This is a genomic window from Microbacterium sp. (assembly GCF_051953575.1).
In the GTDB taxonomy this organism is placed as follows: Bacteria; Actinomycetota; Actinomycetes; order Actinomycetales; family Microbacteriaceae; genus Microbacterium.
This window is the reverse complement of the sequence record NZ_JBQCIP010000069.1, coordinates 1-15,117: the sequence shown is the minus strand read 5'-3', so window position 1 is coordinate 15,117 and position 15,117 is coordinate 1. Positions and strand designations below refer to the sequence as shown.

13 protein-coding genes are annotated in these 15,117 nt (G+C 66.5%); 4 read left to right on the top strand and 9 right to left on the bottom strand.

Annotation, left to right across the window (positions count from 1 at the left end; all coding sequences use genetic code 11):
• Positions 1-5 precede the first annotated feature (5 nt).
• Entirely contained in the window at positions 6-1,421 is a 1,416-nt protein-coding gene (locus ACTHNQ_RS05080) for an FGGY family carbohydrate kinase (RefSeq protein WP_440331666.1), read from the top strand.
• 5 nt (positions 1,422-1,426) lie between these two features.
• On the top strand, positions 1,427-1,822 hold the full coding sequence (locus tag ACTHNQ_RS05075; protein ID WP_440331699.1) for a RidA family protein: 396 nt from the start codon (positions 1,427-1,429) through the stop codon (positions 1,820-1,822).
• Positions 1,823-2,272: 450 nt separating this feature from the next.
• Here ACTHNQ_RS05075 and ACTHNQ_RS05070 read toward each other — a convergent pair whose 3' ends face one another.
• On the bottom strand, positions 2,273-2,596 hold the full coding sequence (locus ACTHNQ_RS05070; RefSeq protein ID WP_440331665.1) for a helix-turn-helix domain-containing protein: 324 nt from the start codon (positions 2,594-2,596) through the stop codon (positions 2,273-2,275).
• Between the two features lie 991 nt (positions 2,597-3,587).
• Between ACTHNQ_RS05070 and ACTHNQ_RS05065 the strand changes: the two genes are divergently transcribed.
• Complete coding sequence (locus ACTHNQ_RS05065) at positions 3,588-3,998, top strand: DUF6228 family protein (RefSeq protein ID WP_440331663.1); 411 nt, start codon at positions 3,588-3,590, stop codon at positions 3,996-3,998.
• A gap of 53 nt (positions 3,999-4,051) precedes the next feature.
• Here ACTHNQ_RS05065 and ACTHNQ_RS05060 read toward each other — a convergent pair whose 3' ends face one another.
• From ACTHNQ_RS05060 to ACTHNQ_RS05025, 8 genes are all read right to left on the bottom strand, one after another.
• Positions 4,052-4,405, bottom strand: a complete 354-nt coding sequence (locus tag ACTHNQ_RS05060) for a hypothetical protein (RefSeq protein ID WP_440331661.1) — start codon at positions 4,403-4,405, stop codon at positions 4,052-4,054.
• A gap of 149 nt (positions 4,406-4,554) precedes the next feature.
• Positions 4,555-5,952: a hypothetical protein gene (locus ACTHNQ_RS05055; protein ID WP_440331659.1), complete on the bottom strand. Its 1,398-nt coding sequence runs from the start codon at positions 5,950-5,952 to the stop codon at positions 4,555-4,557.
• 124 nt (positions 5,953-6,076) lie between these two features.
• A complete protein-coding gene (locus tag ACTHNQ_RS05050) occupies positions 6,077-6,538 on the bottom strand; it encodes a hypothetical protein (protein WP_440331657.1) in 462 nt (153 codons plus the stop codon).
• A 254-nt stretch (positions 6,539-6,792) separates the two neighbouring features.
• Entirely contained in the window at positions 6,793-7,371 is a 579-nt protein-coding gene (locus ACTHNQ_RS05045; RefSeq protein ID WP_440331697.1) for a gluconokinase, read from the bottom strand.
• Between the two features lie 5 nt (positions 7,372-7,376).
• On the bottom strand, positions 7,377-8,615 hold the full coding sequence (gene manD / locus ACTHNQ_RS05040; protein ID WP_440331655.1) for a D-mannonate dehydratase ManD: 1,239 nt from the start codon (positions 8,613-8,615) through the stop codon (positions 7,377-7,379).
• Entirely contained in the window at positions 8,612-9,934 is a 1,323-nt protein-coding gene (locus tag ACTHNQ_RS05035) for a mannitol dehydrogenase family protein (protein WP_440331653.1), read from the bottom strand. Before ACTHNQ_RS05035 ends, manD begins: the two co-directional genes overlap by 4 nt.
• Before the next feature lie 65 nt (positions 9,935-9,999).
• Entirely contained in the window at positions 10,000-11,382 is a 1,383-nt protein-coding gene (gene uxaC, locus ACTHNQ_RS05030; RefSeq protein ID WP_440331651.1) for a glucuronate isomerase, read from the bottom strand.
• Between the two features lie 10 nt (positions 11,383-11,392).
• Entirely contained in the window at positions 11,393-13,636 is a 2,244-nt protein-coding gene (locus tag ACTHNQ_RS05025) for a glycoside hydrolase family 2 protein (RefSeq protein WP_440331649.1), read from the bottom strand.
• A 145-nt stretch (positions 13,637-13,781) separates the two neighbouring features.
• Here ACTHNQ_RS05025 and ACTHNQ_RS05020 point away from each other — a divergent pair, with 145 nt between their 5' ends.
• The gene (locus ACTHNQ_RS05020) at positions 13,782-14,990 is read left to right on the top strand and encodes a helix-turn-helix transcriptional regulator (RefSeq protein WP_440331648.1); all 1,209 of its coding nucleotides are present in this window, start codon (positions 13,782-13,784) and stop codon (positions 14,988-14,990) included.
• Positions 14,991-15,117: the final 127 nt, after the last annotated feature.

Genomic DNA, 15,117 nt, shown 5'->3' with positions numbered 1-15,117 from the left:
AAGCCATGACCACGGTGCTCGCCATCGACCAAGGCACCTCCGGCACGAAAGCCGTCGTCGTCGACGGCGACGGGCAGGTTCTCGGACTCAGCGAAGTGTCCGTCCGGCCCACCTACCTCCCCGGCGGCGGCGTCGAGCAAGACCCGCAAGCCCTACTGGACTCCGTCATCACCGCCGGCCGATACGCCGTCAACCGCGCCGGCGTCCCGGTCGACATCGTCACCCTCGCCAACCAGGGCGAAACCGTCCTCGCGTGGGACCCGGACACCGGCAACCCGCTGTCCAACATGATCGTCTGGCAAGACCGCCGCGCCGAAGGCATCTGCACCGGTCTCCGCGAGCACGCCGACTACATCAGCGACAAGACCGGCCTCGTCCTCGACCCGTACTTCAGCGCCCCCAAGCAGGCTTGGATCCGGGAGAACATCACCCGCGACGGTGTCGTCACCACCTCGGACACTTGGATCCTCCATCAGCTCACAGGCGAGTTCGTCACCGACGCTTCCACCGCCAGCCGCTCCCTCGTCGTCGACGTCGACAAGGTCACCTGGGACCTCGAGCTGCTTGACCTGTTCGGCCTCGCCGAAGAAGACCTGCCCCACATCCTCGCCTGCGACGAGGTCGCCGGTGCCACCACCGCCTTCGGGAGCACCGCACGCGTGGGCGGCCTCATCGTCGACCAGCAGGCCGCCCTGGTCGCGCAGAAGTGCCTCCGACCCGGTGAAGCGAAGTGCACGTTCGGCACCGGCGCCTTCCTGCTCGCAAACACCGGCGACAAGGCCGTCCGCTCCGGCGCCAACCTCTCCACCTCGGTCGCCTGGCAGGACCGGACCGGTAGCACTTACTGCCTCGACGGTCAGGTCTACACCGCCGCGTCCGCCGTTCGATGGCTCGAGCAGCTCACCTTCATCGACACCGCGGCAGACCTAGACCGTGTCGCCGCGAAAGACTCGGCAGGCGTCATGTGCGTCCCTGCCCTTGCCGGTCTCGCCGCGCCCTGGTGGCGCTCCGACGCCACCGCAACCTTCACCGGCCTGACGCTGTCGACCGGGAGCCAGGAGATGGTCCGTGCCGTCCTGGAGGGCATCGCCGCACAGGTCGCCGAGCTGGCCCGCGCCATGGCCACAGACCTCGGCGCACCGCTGCAGCGACTGCGCGTGGACGGCGGCCTCACTCAGAGCACGGTCCTCATGCAGGCCGTCGCCGACCTCATGCGCATCCCCGTCGACGTGTACCCGTCCCAGCACGCCACCCCGCTCGGCGCGGCCGCTCTCGCCCGCTGCGCGATGGACCGTACCCTCACCCTCGAGCAGGCGATCGTCGACTGGAAACCGTCCCAGACCTACGAACCACAGTGGTCTGACGCCCGCGCGGAAGAGTTCTCCGCCCGTTGGCGAGCCATCGCCAACCGCGAATTGTGAACGCCATGGAAAGGAAACCAATGATCGACCGACAGAACATCTCCTCCGGGTCCCCCCGGGAACCCATCCTCGGATACTCCCGCGCCGTGAAGGTCGGCAACCTGGTCTTCGTCGCCGGAACCACCAGCGGCGGCGTCGGCGATACTGCGGCAGAGCAGACCCGCGAGATCTTCCGCCGAATCGAGAAGGCACTTAGCGAGGCAGGCGGCAGCCTGAAGGACGTCGTCCGCACCCGCATCTTCCTCACCGACATAGGCGACTTCGACGCTGTGGGCGCCGTCCACGGCGAACTGTTCGGGCAGATCCTCCCCGTGACCTCCACGATCGGCACCACCGCGCTCGCATCGCCGGAGTTACTGGTGGAGATCGAGGTCGACGCGGTACTCACCGTTGCGGCCTGATCAACACTCGCGGCGCAGCTCATATCGAGCACGCGACACGTATCCCCCATGGACGAGTTGATGAGGTCCAAGGACTCCGCCCACCGACACTCCGAGCGTGGCCAGAGGATTCTAGGGTGAGGCCCGAACGCCAGGTGCGACTCCGGATCGAATTAGTCACGCCTCCCGCGGTGAAGCGCCCGCGAGGCAGTACGCTAGTGATCCCCGTGCAGGATCAGGATGTGGAATATCGTGCCTCGCTCGCGATCGCGCAGAAGTCGCGCCGGTGGCGCGAGCGTTTGGACCCCCACAACCTCGTTACGTCCGCATCGTTTCAACGTCGAACTCTTCTAGCCCGCACCGCTGGCGGCAACGCGACGGTACCCCCGCAACGGCCGACAGTCCTCGCCTCATCAAGAGGGGATGGCGCACCGCGTCACTCTTCTCGGACCTGCCCAGGCTGAGCGTCAACTAGAACTCGCCTATCGCCATCCCAAGTCTGAGGTACAGGTCCGTGACGGCCTCGTTGTTCACCCGGTACCGGACCCAGACTCCCCTGCGTGATCCGCCGGGGAGCGTGGGCGGGTCGGCAATGATGAGGCCAGCGGCTTCGAGTTCATTGAGGAGGGGTTGGATGGTTGTCCGGCCGAGCGCGAGCGCATCGCAGATGGCGCCGACGGTGACATCGGGGTTGCTGCGGAGGTAACGGATGATCCCGGCCTTCACGAGGTTGCCGAGCAGCGAAATCGGGTCCTGAGCATCTTCAGAGCCGGCGGGCTGCGCGAGGCGTGGCATACCTCAAGTGTGGCGCAGAGAGCATTGCGTCGTCCAGACAACTATCTGGGTTAGTCGTTTACTTTACAACTACACTGCTATACAGTGCGGTTATGTCCGGGGCTAGCGCGATTCGTGGACGGGGTGCAGAATCCCCCTTGTCCGCTGTCTCCCCCATCGCGCCGGACGGCAACTGCCTGATGAAGACCACAAAATCGCACCCCACGCCATCTGATCTCTCCACAACCCTGGTCGCTCTGCGCGTCCACCGCGTTATCCACAACCTGGCTAAGGCTCCTGTGCGGCTGGGGTGCGCTGTGCGTACCGTCGGGTCGTGGCAGCCGCTCCGCGACCCGTCCAGATCGTCCGCAGCGGCCACCCCGAGGATCGGGAGGGCGCGGGTGACCCCGGCGCCGGCATCGCTGTACGCGGCGAGCGCGTCCACACCTACCGGTACCGTCCGCAGGTGCGAGTCGCAGGATCCTTGGAACGCGTAGGCAAGTGCTTGTCGAACCCCCTGGGACCCGACACCCCGCTTCCAGCGCTCCAACCCACCGCGCACCACACCACGCTACGCCTTAACTGCCTTACTCGAAACGAGTTCCACAGAAAGTGCCTGCGTGCATTGCTCTCCTCTTGTCTTGGCTCTGGCCGTTGCCTTGCCTCTGGCCGTTGCCTCGGCTCCCGTCTCTCACGCGGACCGTGTACTTTCGCCCGCAGCAGCGTTTCTCGTCGGCGAGATTCGCGGAGGAGTTCGTCGAGTAACCGTCAAGTTCATTTGGCGTGGGCTCTGCGGGCATTGCCACGGGCCGGTCATACGAATCTTGGAGCCAAGCCAGTCATCGGCAGCGCCGCACGCAATGCAGCTCGCGCGTTCAAGCACCCACAACCGAACGCACTCCGGCCCGCACGCCACGCACCCCAAGGCGCAGTGCCGAGAGCGGACCGACTATCGAACGGTCAGCGAGCGGCGAGTGAGCTCCGACTAGACGATTGCGGCATCATCGTGTGCATGCCTGAAGCGCGCATCGGCGGCCAGTCCGAGTATCTCCTCCTCACGCCGCCCGCACCCGGCACCCCGGCGCAAGCAGTCGCAGTTCTGGCTCTCAGCGGACTGCACGCGGTGACCGCGATTCAGGAGCACTGGAGCGGAGGCTTCGAGGACCTTGCCAAGTTCTTTGGATCGATGGAGAAGTCGTGGCGCGGCTGGCGAGGGACGCGGAGCTGGGAATCGTTGGAGGGTGAACTACGCCTGACTGCGACACACCACGGCGGCGTCATTCAGCTGAAGGTCACGATTCGAAGGATCGCGTTCGATCTGGCAAACGACGGTTGGACTGCTGAAGGCGACCTGGTCATAGAACCGGGCGAAGAACTGACGAGGATAACGCGAGATGTCGTGGCATTCGCCACCCCGAGCTAAGACATCGCGCGCACAAGCTCGGTGAACGACCGGCTAGGGTTCTGCGCGGGCTGTCAGGTGGCAAGCAATGCGTCGCAGAGCGTCACTCTCCGCCCCACCTGCACCAGTAGCTCGCCGCCAAGGTCCACGGATCGCATCCACACTCGAAACTCGATTGTTCCGTCGTCTTGCCTTCGCACGGACACCCTCGTTGCCCTCTCACGCTCAAGCCTCGCGCGGTCGCCCGCGTCGTCGAACCAGCGCACCGCCACAGACCGGGCGATCTCATCCCAGGTGAGCGCGACGCCACTGCCATCGGCAGCCCAAGCCGTCGCTGTGGCAACCCACGGTTCTTCGCCCCTGTCGACTACCAGACCGAGCTCGATGAGGTCATCGACGACGGGGACCTCGAGTGCCTCATTTCCCATTGACCGCTCCCTTTCGAACAGACAGCCAAGTTGTCGAGTAGATCACGCCATCGCCATCCGCTCAACCGCGACGAGCGACCCCCACGCTCACGCCATGCGTTCGCTTGTGGACCGGCTATCGAACGAGACTTGGCCCGCCCGGCTCCGCGTCATTGCCGCTGAAGGAATCCCGCGAAAACGGCGTGACGGCGCAGTGTGACCTTGATCTGATCGCGGATCGAGGACGGCATCGTGTTCTCTGGGGAATAGGCCTTCAGCTCTACAATGACCTCTGGCTGTGGGTGATCCTTACGCTTCACGAGAACATCGGCGCGAACCGTCGAGTGGGCGCTTTTTATGTCTACCTCGTGTCGGGCGTCAAGCCCTAGCTGGCGCAACACGAAGGCGATGCGCCTCCCGAGGCCGGTCGGGTTTGTAGTCACGCCCGCATACCAGGTGCGCCCCTCATCGGCTCGTTTGGACTTGATCTCTCGCATAGGTGCATAACTCGAAGGATCCCACCGGTCCGTCAGGACCGAGTAGAAGTGTGTCTGCCCGGGACGCTCGAAGTAGGACTGGCCGATCACCGGCTCGGCGACCGTCAAGTCCTTCCCGACGGGAGCGAGATCTGCCACTGCAATCGGGATGAGCCGAACGTCAAAGTACAACCGCGCGCGATTGAACTGCTCCAGTGGGAGCTGCGCCCGGTCCTCAGGATTCAGCTCTCTCCAGAAGGCCCCCCAGTTGAGCTTGTATCCATCGCGTGGATGGGTGAACGACTGGATCCGCTGGATGCGTATACCGTCCGTCACTGGCCACAACATAATGACCTGATAACGAGAAAGGTCGTTGAGACCGGCGATATCCGCCGCTAGTTCGCGACCGACCTTCTCGATAGTGTCGCCGATGGTCTCGGAGGCTTCGGAGATCTCCGAGATTGTGCCGTGCAGGACGCCCGCGTCGGCAAGCTCGCGCCCCGCATTGTGAAACTCGAATGTCTCTTCAACAATCTCCGGCCATAGCTCCCGCGCGGGGCCCTCGAGTTCGAAGTCCGCGCGGACAAGCAGGCGTTCGCGCTGGCTCGTTGCGTCCGCAAGCGCTTTCTGGAAGTCGCGACGCGTCGTCAACCAAATGAAGAGGATCGGCTTCCCTCGGAACTCGCTCTTGTCGAGGCGGCTGATCCGCTCAACAAACTTCACGGGGACGGACGAGCGATCGGCCACCGAGTCTTCGAACTGGTCCACGATTGCGATGAGAAGCTCCGGGTGCTGTGTCTTGCCCCACGCTCGATCGATGGTGGACAGGAGAGTTGCCTCGTCCTCGACGTCTGCGCGCGAAAGATCGACCACGCGAGTGCCCTCGAGGTGCGTTTCGAGTTCGCGCGCCGCCGAACTCTTGCCCGACCCACTTCGCCCGTACAGCGGAAGGAAGCGGACACCACCGCTTACCTTCATGCTGCGGTATGCGCCCTGCACGAGATCGTTCAGATCCGTACTCGGACGGAGTCGTCCCCGGAAACTCGGGTCGAGGTCCTCGTAGCGGGCGGGAAGAGTGGGAATCGACTCCATGCCACGATGCTCCCACAGGTGAGGCTGTGCTTCGTCGCTCCCCCATCAGAAGTCGTCCGGTTTGCGATCGCAGCCTTCGGCTGGACACGTGTTCGGGCTCCGCGATATACGCGCGCCTTTCGGATCAGGCGTGAGTGCGAAGTGTTGTCTGGTCGCTTTCGAGGGCGAGGGCTCTCTGAGCGTCGACCCTCGCATCAGCGCGCTCGCGCGCACGTCGTGGCCAGAATCCCGCCTCGATCTTCGCTCGCTCCCAGTCCCGCTTGAGAAGGTCTTGGAATCGAGTGACGATCGCGTCGGCCAATTCAGGCGCGGGATTCGCGATGAAGTCGTCGATCTGCCGGATGCATTCTCCGTCTTGGTAAGGGTTCAGCCTGAGAGCGATCGAATTGCGGATCTTCTTTCTCGCTTCATCGTCGACTTGGCTGATGAGTTCCGGGATGAGACCCCGAAGCGTGTCACGCCACTTCTGACGTTCTTCGACGACGGACTTGTGCTTGATGTTGCGGGACACACCCCAGATGCTGATGATCGCGCTCGTGATCGTCCCAAAGACAGCTGCAATAGCCGCGGCAGTCCAAAACTCCATCGAGGATTCCATCCCTGGTAGCTGGTCAGTCGATCGTAGCGATCCCCGGCCTGCGCGACGGTTCGATGGACTCCTGATCCCTGGCTACCCTCAGAGGCGGGCGTAGCAGGGCTTGCGCGCAGTGCCCAAACGAGGATCCCGACGCACGTGACAGTCCCGCTTGCGGGCATTGCCCGAATACGGATGGCCACCGGGCGCCGGGGCTTGGCGGTCTTAGGGTGGTCCTGCCTCTTGGTCGGTTCGACCGGATTCGGTCAGCTCGGGTCATCTTTCGGTGACTGAGGCGGGAAAGAGATGGCCCTTGATTCATATCTCAGAAACTCGAACGCTGCGTCGGTCGCCTCGTCCAGCGGCATGGCAAGTGGTATCACGATGCCGTTCTCGTCGGCGGCGAGCGGCTCCAGCGTCGCCAGTTGCGAGGCGAGCATCGATGCGGGCATGAAGTGCCCTGTTCGCTGTCCGATGCGCGCCGCGAGTTCTTCGTCGCTGCCGTGCACGTGCACGAACACGAGATCCGTGGCGCTGTCTCGAATGAGCGCGTCACGGTACACCCGCCGCAACGCGGAGCATGCAACGACCACGCGCCGCGCTCGGCCCTCCTTGCGGACGCGCAGCGCAACCCTGGTGAGCCACGGCCATCGGTCCTGATCGGTCAATGGCACCCCTGCTGCCATCTGCGCCTTCGCGGCCGCGGAGTGAAGGTCGTCGGCTTCGATGAAGGCCGCGTCGAGTCGTTCCGCGATGGCGGCGGCCAGCGTCGACTTTCCGGCGCCGGCCACCCCCATCACGACGATCGCGACCGGCGATTCCGGCGCGCCTGCCGCGGCGTCCATCTCGATCACCAGTCGTGGACGGTTCCGTCGAGCAGGCGGTTGTACGGCAGGTAGGCCTGTTCGTACGGGTACCTGCCGGCCTCATCGACGTTGAGTTCCACACCGAGGCCGGGCATGTCGCCGGGGTGCAGGTAGCCGTCGGTCCAGGTGAAGGACTGCTCGAAGACCTGGTCGGTCTTCGCGCCGTGCTTCATGTACTCCTGGATGCCGAAGTTGTGGATGCTGAGACCCAGGTGCATCGCGGCGGCCATGCCGACCGGCGAGATGTCGGTGGGTCCGTGCATGCCCGACTTGATCTGGTACATCGCCGCGTAGTCGAGGGTCTTCTTCAACGGCGAGATGCCGCCCATGTGGGTCACCGCACCGCGCACGTAGTCGATGAGCTGGTCACGGATGATGTCCTTGAAGTCCCACACCGTGTTGAAGATCTCACCGATCGCCAGCGGCGTCGTGGTGTGCTGACGCACCAGCCGCAGCGCCTCCTGATTCTCTGCCGGGGTGCAGTCCTCGAGCCAGAACAGGTCATACGGCTCGAGGTCCTTGCCCAGCCGCGCGGCCTGGATCGGCGTCATCCGGTGGTGACCGTCGTGCAGCAGCGGGATGTCGGGACCGAACTCGTTCCGCACCGCCTCGAACACACCCGGCAGATGATTCAGGTAGGCACGGGTGTCCCAGTCCTCCTCGACCGGCTTCGCCCCTCGGCGCGCCGGCTCGTGGTCGTACCGCACGGTCGCGTCGCCGACGTCGGCGCCCTGCGCCGCGATCCCGTAGATCGCCTTCAGCGTCGGCACCCCGGTCTGCACCCGGATCGCCTTGTACCCCTGCTCCTGGTGGGAGCGGATCGAATCGAACAGCTCGGGCAGCTCCTTGCCCGACGCGTGCCCGTAGGCCATGAGCCCGTTTCGCGACGCGCCGCCCAGCAGCTGGTAGACCGGCATCCCGGCGGCCTTGCCCTTGATGTCCCACAGTGCCATGTCGACCGACGCGATCGCCGCCATCGTCACCGGGCCACGACGCCAGTATGCCCCCCGGTACAGGAACTGCCACGTGTCCTCGATCCGCGACGCATCGGCCCCGATCAAAAGCGGCACCACGTGCTCGGTGAGATACGCGACCACGGCGAGCTCACGACCGTTCAGCGTCGCATCGCCGATGCCGGTGAGGCCGTCCGCCGTCGTGAGCTTCAGCGTGACGAAGTTGCGGTCAGGGCTGGTCACGATGACCTCAGCCTTGTCGATGATCATTGGTTCTCCTTGGAACAGTCGGTCGTCACGACCGGGATGAATCGCCGCACGTGATCGACGAAGTCGGGAAGCGCGGCCAGTTTCGGTGACACGAGTGCGATGAGCGCCGAGATGGGATCGTCGCATGCCTCGGCAGCAGCGACCGCGTCTGCTCGCACATCGACGGCGCCGGGGTCGGTGCGCAGCCACGCGATCCACGTCGCGAGCGCGCGTGCGCTGGCCGAGGCATCCCCACCGGCGTCGACCGACCGCTCGGCGACGGCCGCGAACCGGAACTGCACCTTCGTCGTCGCCTCGGCGGCGATCTGCGCAAGGCGGTGCACGATGCGCGGGTTCGCGAAGCGTTCGATGAGCTGAGCCCGATACCGCTCGTGCTCTGTGCCGCCGGGAAGGCAGGCGACGGCCTCAGCCCAGAACGACTCGACCAGGGCACGGCATTCCGGGTCGGCGATCGCCTCGGCGACGGTGTCGAGACCCCGCGGCATCCCCGCGAACGTGAGCAGACTGTGGGCGCCGTTGAGCAGCCACAGCTTGCGGTTCTCCCACGGTTCGATGTCGTCGACGAACCGCGCACCGGCGCTCTCCCAGTCGGGCCGTCCCGCGGGGAAACTCCCCGCGAGCACCCAATCCGAGAACGGCTCGGTCATCACCGTGAGGTCGTCGAGCCAGCCGGCGCGCGACAGGACAGCCGGGGCTTCATCGGTGTGGGGGGTGATGCGGTCGACCGAGGTGCTCACGAACGACACGTTCGAGCGGATCCACGCGGCGAGGGCCTGATCGACCCGTTCAGCGAACGCCGTGACGCCGCGGGCGACGAATTCGCCGTTGCCGGGGATGTTGTCGCAGGGCACGACCGCGATCGGCCCGGCGTCGGCGTCGCGTCGCGCGCGGAACGCGGTGGTGAGCCGGCCGAGAATCGTCGTCGCGGCCGGTCGATAGACACGCAGCGCATCGAGGTCGGATCGCACGTCGGGGTCGTCGAGGTCGGGCAGCCCGGCGGTGGTCAGCCGGTAGCCGCTCTCGGTCACGGTCAGCGTGATGACGGCGACGTGAGGGTCGCTCACGAGGGCCTCGAGTCGCTGGATGTCGTCTCCCGCGACGGCCTCGACGACGCTGCCGACCACCTCGAGCCGGTCGGTGTCGGGACCCCGCTCGACGAGGGTGAAGAGTCCGTCCTGCCGGGTGAGGGCCTCGGCGCTCGCGCCGCTTCGTCCGGTGAAGGCCGCGATCCCCCACTGCGCCGCATCGGACGCGTGGGCGGTGTACCAGGCCTGGTGCGCACGGAAGAAGTGCCCGAGCCCTAGATGGACGATTCTCACGGGTGCGGGGGTGGCAGCTTCGCCGGTGCGTCGAGCGAGTTCCGCGCGGGTGAGCGATGAGGGGATCACAGTTTGAATACCTCTCGCGGGATCGTGTCGACGAGGTCGCGGATGACCCTGCGCGCCGTCGGAAGGCTCACGCGACCCTCGACGACGAGTCGCGCGAGGAACGCGGCATCCGATCGTCGTGCCGTGTCGTGTCGTGCGGGAATGGACAGGAACGCGCGCGTGTCGTCGATGAAGCCGCTCGACCGATAGAAGCCGGCGGTCTCGGTGACGGCCGACCTCCAGCGCTGGATCGCGTCCGGCGCGTCGAGGAACCACCAGGGTGCTCCGATGTAGACGCTCGGGTAAAACCCCGCGAGCGGTGCCACCTCTCGCGAGTACACCGTCTCGTCGACGGCGAACAGGGCGAGGTGGAACCCCGGCGCCGTGCCGAAGGCGTTGAGCAGCGGCTGGAGGTTCTTCGTGTATTCCGTGGCCAGCGGGATGTCGTGCCCGGTGTCTGGTCCGAACCTCTCGAACGTCGGCCGGTGGTGGTTGCGGTGCACACCGGGGTGCAGCGTCATGACGAGCCCGTCCGAGACGCTCATGCGCGCCATCTGGAACAGCATGTGCCCCCGGAAGACGCGTGCGGCCGCAGCATCCGCCGTGCCGGCGAGCGCCGACCGGAACAGCTCCTCCGCGGTGCCGGCGTCGAGATCCGTCGTGAACGGCTCGACCACCCCGTGATCGGCTGAGACCGCCCCGTGCTCGATGAAGTACGCCCGACGCGCTCGCAGCGCCTCGAGGTACCCCGCGAAGGTCGCCGGCTGTCCCGTCGCCGCGAGCAGCCGTTCGACCCGCGCTCCGAACCCGGGCGCCACCGGATCCAGGTACGCGTCGGGGCGGAAGGTCGGAAGCACGCGCCCGCTGAAAGACGGATCCGCGGCGAGCTGCGCGTGCGGCGCCAGGTCATCGAGGGGGTCGTCTGTGGTGGCGAGCACCTCGATGCGGAACCTGTCGAAGAGTGCGCGGGGTCGGAATCCGGGCTCTGTCAATGCTGTGGCGACGCGGTCATAGATGCGATCTGAGGTCTCGGGTGAGAGCTCCTCATCGATGCCGAAGAGCATCGCGAGCTCGTCGGTGAGCCAATATCCGCTCGCCGTCCCGGCGAAGCGGTGCCAATGTGCCGCGAGGATGCGCCAGGCCTCGCGCGGATCCACCGCGCGATGCCGGTCGAGACCGAGGTCACCGAGCGCCACCCCGCTCGCGTGCAGCAGGCGTGTCACGTAGTGATCGCGTGTGAGGAACAGCTCGGCGGGGTCGCTGAACGGGATGTCATCCGCCAGGAGACGAGGGTCGACGTGGCCGTGCGGCGAGATGATCGGCGCGTCCGCCACCTCGGCATGCAGCTCGGCCGCGAGCTCTCGGGCACGCACGTCTGAAGGAAAGAGTCGAAAGTCCATGAGAGCGGGCCTACTTCGCGATGAGGTTGAGCTGAGCGTTGAGGGCGGCGACCTGCTCGACGGGCACACTGCCTGCCTGCGTGATGAGCTTCTGCAGGCTCATCCGGTCGACGATCGCCTGCATCGCAGGAGGGATCTCGACGCCACGACCCACTTCGCCTCGGCTCGTCGCGAGGGCTTCGAGAACCGCACCGATCAGTCGGGCGCCCTCCTCGGACTGCTTGATGTCGCCGAGCGTGTCGTTGATCGAGAAGAATCCCTCGGGCGCAGGCAGCGGCGCCTCGTCGAACCAGTTCGCGATCGTCGTGGCGGGCATGATGGATGCCGCGGGCACCTCGTCGACCTTGCGCACCTCGATCGTGTCGGTCGCCTCGCCGGCCCGTGCCGTGATCTCGTGCTCACCCGTCAGGGGCACCGAGAACCGGAACGCCCGGGCACCCGAGACCGCGCCGACCTCGGCGCCGTCGACGAGCAGCGTGACCTCGGTCTGGTTGGAGTAGACGACCACCTCTGTCACGTCTTCGGCCCGTTCCGCGCGCCGGCGCCCGGCCACGCGGACGAACGGCTCGGTCGCCCACGCCGCCTTGTAGACGTAGAACGCGTCCTTCTTCAGCGTCCGGTCGAACGAGACCAGGCCCTTCTGATTGCGCCCGGCGACACCGCCTTCGTCGCGCCCGGCCGAGCCGAAGTCGGCGAGGTTCCACACGTGCGTGGCCCACAGCCACGGCCGCTGTTCGATCATCTCGACCATGTGCTCGTGGTAGAGCGCCTGATAGGTCTCGGAGTAATCGCCCTTCGCGGGACCGGCGGACTGGTAGAGCGGGTTGGCATCGGCTCCGTACTCCGAGAGGCCGATCGCGATCTCGGGGTACGAGGCATGGAAGTCGTCGAGCCAGGTGTCGTTGTCCGCAGCCTCCCCGACGTACCAGCCGAAGTAGAGGTTGTACGACATGATGTCCGGCAGGGTGACGAGCGGGTGGTCGGTCTCGAGCAGGAACAGGTTCGCCATCGCGGTCAGTCGCGTGGGGTCGAGACGGTGCGCGAGGTCGTTGAGGTCGCGATGCGCGGCGACCACGTCCTCCCCCGCGCCCGCGAGGGTGATCTCGTTCGACAGCCCCCAGCAGACGATGCTCGCATGGTGGCGGTTCTGCACGATCAGCTCCGTGAGCTGGTCGCTGGCGTTGTCGACGGCCCCGGGCAGGAACACCGTGATTTGCGGGATCTCGGCCCAGACCACGAGCCCGGCTTCATCGCAGAGGTCGTAGAAGCGCTGGTCGTGCTGGTAGTGGGCGAGCCGGACGGTGGTCGCCCCGAGCTCGCGGATCAGCGCGAGGTCGGTCTGCTTCATGGCTTCGGTGATCGCATTGCCGGCGCCCTCGAAGTCCTGGTGCCGCGAGACGCCGCGGAGCGGGTACTCCTCGCCGTTGAGCAGGAACCCCCGCTGGGGGTCGATCTCGAACTCCCGGCAGCCGAATCGCAGCTCGACCTCGTCGACGACGGCATCGCCGTCGAGGAGCTCGGCGCGGGCCGTGTAGAGGTGCGGGTCGCGCAGTCCGTGCCAACGGCGAACCGTCGCGATCGTCAGATCAGCCTGGGCTCCGCTTCCGACGACGGGCACCGTGACCGCACCCTCGCCGTCGATGACGAACCGAACGGATGCATCGGCCGTACCGGGCCCCGAGACGTCGGCGCTCATCGAGACGACGGCGCTCCCCTCGGCGAGACGCGGGGTGACCGTGAATCCGGGCCCGCCGTCGCGATCGAGGGCGAGGTGCGTCGCGCCGACGCTGATCTGCCGCACCTCGCGGTAGATCCCGCCGTAGAAGGTGAAGTCGGCCTGCTGCGGGTAGACGGTCTCGTTCGCGGCGTTGTCGACGACGACCACGATGGTCGCGGCATCCTGCACCACATGATCGGTCACGTTCACTCGGAACGTGGAGTACCCGCCGTGGTGGCGAATCAGCAGCGCGCCGCCGACATACACCTCGGCGGTCGAGTTGACACCGTCGAACTCGATCCAGGTCTCGGTGGCCCCGGCCTCGGCGCTCACCCGCCGTGCGTACGTCGAACGGCCCCGACGGTAACCGCCGCCTGTCTGTCCGTCTGCCGCGTTCCAGGTGTGCGGGAGCGTGATCGTCGACCCGGCGACACGCACCTCGTCCCAGCTCGCGGCGGGCATCGCCTCGGGAGCGAACACCCAGCCATCGAGGATCGGCACGACCCGACGGGGGAAGACGGGGGCGGGCTGCGACATGTGTGGTCTCCTTCGGCGCACAGCGCACCGGCGCGCATGCCGGGCTCATCTCACGCTATGACGACCGCGCAACCGGTGATAGAACTGATGGCGCAATAACAGCACTCATTCCGCATGGATTGCTCGAACACGAAAGGGTCGGCTCATGGCGACGACCGATCGACGCGACGACCTCGTCCCGATCATCGACGCGCTCGGCCGGGTGCTGAGCTCACCGGTGACGATCACCTCGGACATCGCGGCGGCTCTGGCGACGTTCCAAGACATGCATTGCCTCGACCCGCAGATCCAACCCGCCTTCACCGCGAGCGCCCTGCAGGAGTTCGTCCAGGCGATGCCCGAACAGGTCATCCACGAGATCGAGGAGCCCCTAGGAATGGCGGTGACCGTCGCGCGGTGGGACGATCGGCTGCTGGTCATCGGGCCCTACACCCACGCGCCGATGTACCCGGGCACCGCCGAAGAGGTGATGAGCCGCCTCGCCATCCCGACCGCGTATCTGTCGCTCTACAAGCTCTACCGCACGCGGTACGCGATCGTCGACGCCGAATACGTGCACCGCGGCGCCGCGGCCCTTCTGAGCGCCGCCAGCAACGACGACGCCCTGGGCGCCCTGCAGCATGTGAAGGCCGAGGGCGGAACGATCACCCCCGGTCAGGGCGACGCGCCGCAGTCCGCATCGTTCGCCGTGATCGACGAGCGGTATCGCCACGAACAGGACTTCATGGATGCCGTCGCCGACGGCGCCACCGATCGCGCGCTGGCGGCACTCCAGGGGCTGTCGGGCATGCCGCGGATCAGCGGCTACCTCAACACGCCCTTTCTCGGCGCGACCATCCTCCGTATCATGGCGCGGGTCGCGGCACAGCGCGGGGGCCTTCCCCCGGTGACGATCGACGCGATCTCGCAGGAGTACGCCCAGCGCCTGCATCGTGTCGGCCACACCTCCGACCCCCGCCAGGCGCTGGGCTTCACCTCTCAGATGGTCACCGACTTCTGCGAAGCGGTGCGACGCCACCGCCAGCGCGGTTACCCGCCGCTCGTACGGCGCGTGACCGACGAGATCGACCTGCACCTGAGTAACCATCCGTCGACCACGGAACTCGCCGACCGCCTCGGCGTCTCGACCTCGACGCTCGCACGACGCTTCAAGCAGGCGACCGGGACGACGCTGGCCGGCTACATCTCACAGCGGCGGGCGGAGCGCGCCTCGCGGCTGCTCGCCTCGACCACGCAGAGCGTACGCGACATCGCGATGTTCGTCGGCTACGACGACGCCAACTACTTCGTCAAGGTGTTCCGCGCCGAGTACGGCATGACGCCGACCGCCTACCGCGACCTGCACGCGAGATGACCGAAGGCCGCGGACACCGGCGCATCCACGCCCGCATCCGCGGCCTCGACCTGCCGACTTTCCGTGTCAGACGGTGGCCTCCGCCGGGGCATCCGCCTGGAGCTCGGCCTTCCGGCTCGCGACGCGC

Coding starts and splice junctions, on each gene's coding strand:
- ACTHNQ_RS05080 (WP_440331666.1), top strand. CDS start 6: ATGACCACGGTGCTCGCCATCGACCAAGGCACCTCCGGCACGAAAGCC.
- ACTHNQ_RS05075 (WP_440331699.1), top strand. CDS start 1,427: ATGGAAAGGAAACCAATGATCGACCGACAGAACATCTCCTCCGGGTCC.
- ACTHNQ_RS05070 (WP_440331665.1), bottom strand. CDS start 2,596: ATGCCACGCCTCGCGCAGCCCGCCGGCTCTGAAGATGCTCAGGACCCG.
- ACTHNQ_RS05065 (WP_440331663.1), top strand. CDS start 3,588: ATGCCTGAAGCGCGCATCGGCGGCCAGTCCGAGTATCTCCTCCTCACG.
- ACTHNQ_RS05060 (WP_440331661.1), bottom strand. CDS start 4,405: ATGGGAAATGAGGCACTCGAGGTCCCCGTCGTCGATGACCTCATCGAG.
- ACTHNQ_RS05055 (WP_440331659.1), bottom strand. CDS start 5,952: ATGGAGTCGATTCCCACTCTTCCCGCCCGCTACGAGGACCTCGACCCG.
- ACTHNQ_RS05050 (WP_440331657.1), bottom strand. CDS start 6,538: ATGGAGTTTTGGACTGCCGCGGCTATTGCAGCTGTCTTTGGGACGATC.
- ACTHNQ_RS05045 (WP_440331697.1), bottom strand. CDS start 7,371: ATGGACGCCGCGGCAGGCGCGCCGGAATCGCCGGTCGCGATCGTCGTG.
- manD (WP_440331655.1), bottom strand. CDS start 8,615: ATGATCATCGACAAGGCTGAGGTCATCGTGACCAGCCCTGACCGCAAC.
- uxaC (WP_440331651.1), bottom strand. CDS start 11,382: ATGGACTTTCGACTCTTTCCTTCAGACGTGCGTGCCCGAGAGCTCGCG.
- ACTHNQ_RS05025 (WP_440331649.1), bottom strand. CDS start 13,636: ATGTCGCAGCCCGCCCCCGTCTTCCCCCGTCGGGTCGTGCCGATCCTC.
- ACTHNQ_RS05020 (WP_440331648.1), top strand. CDS start 13,782: ATGGCGACGACCGATCGACGCGACGACCTCGTCCCGATCATCGACGCG.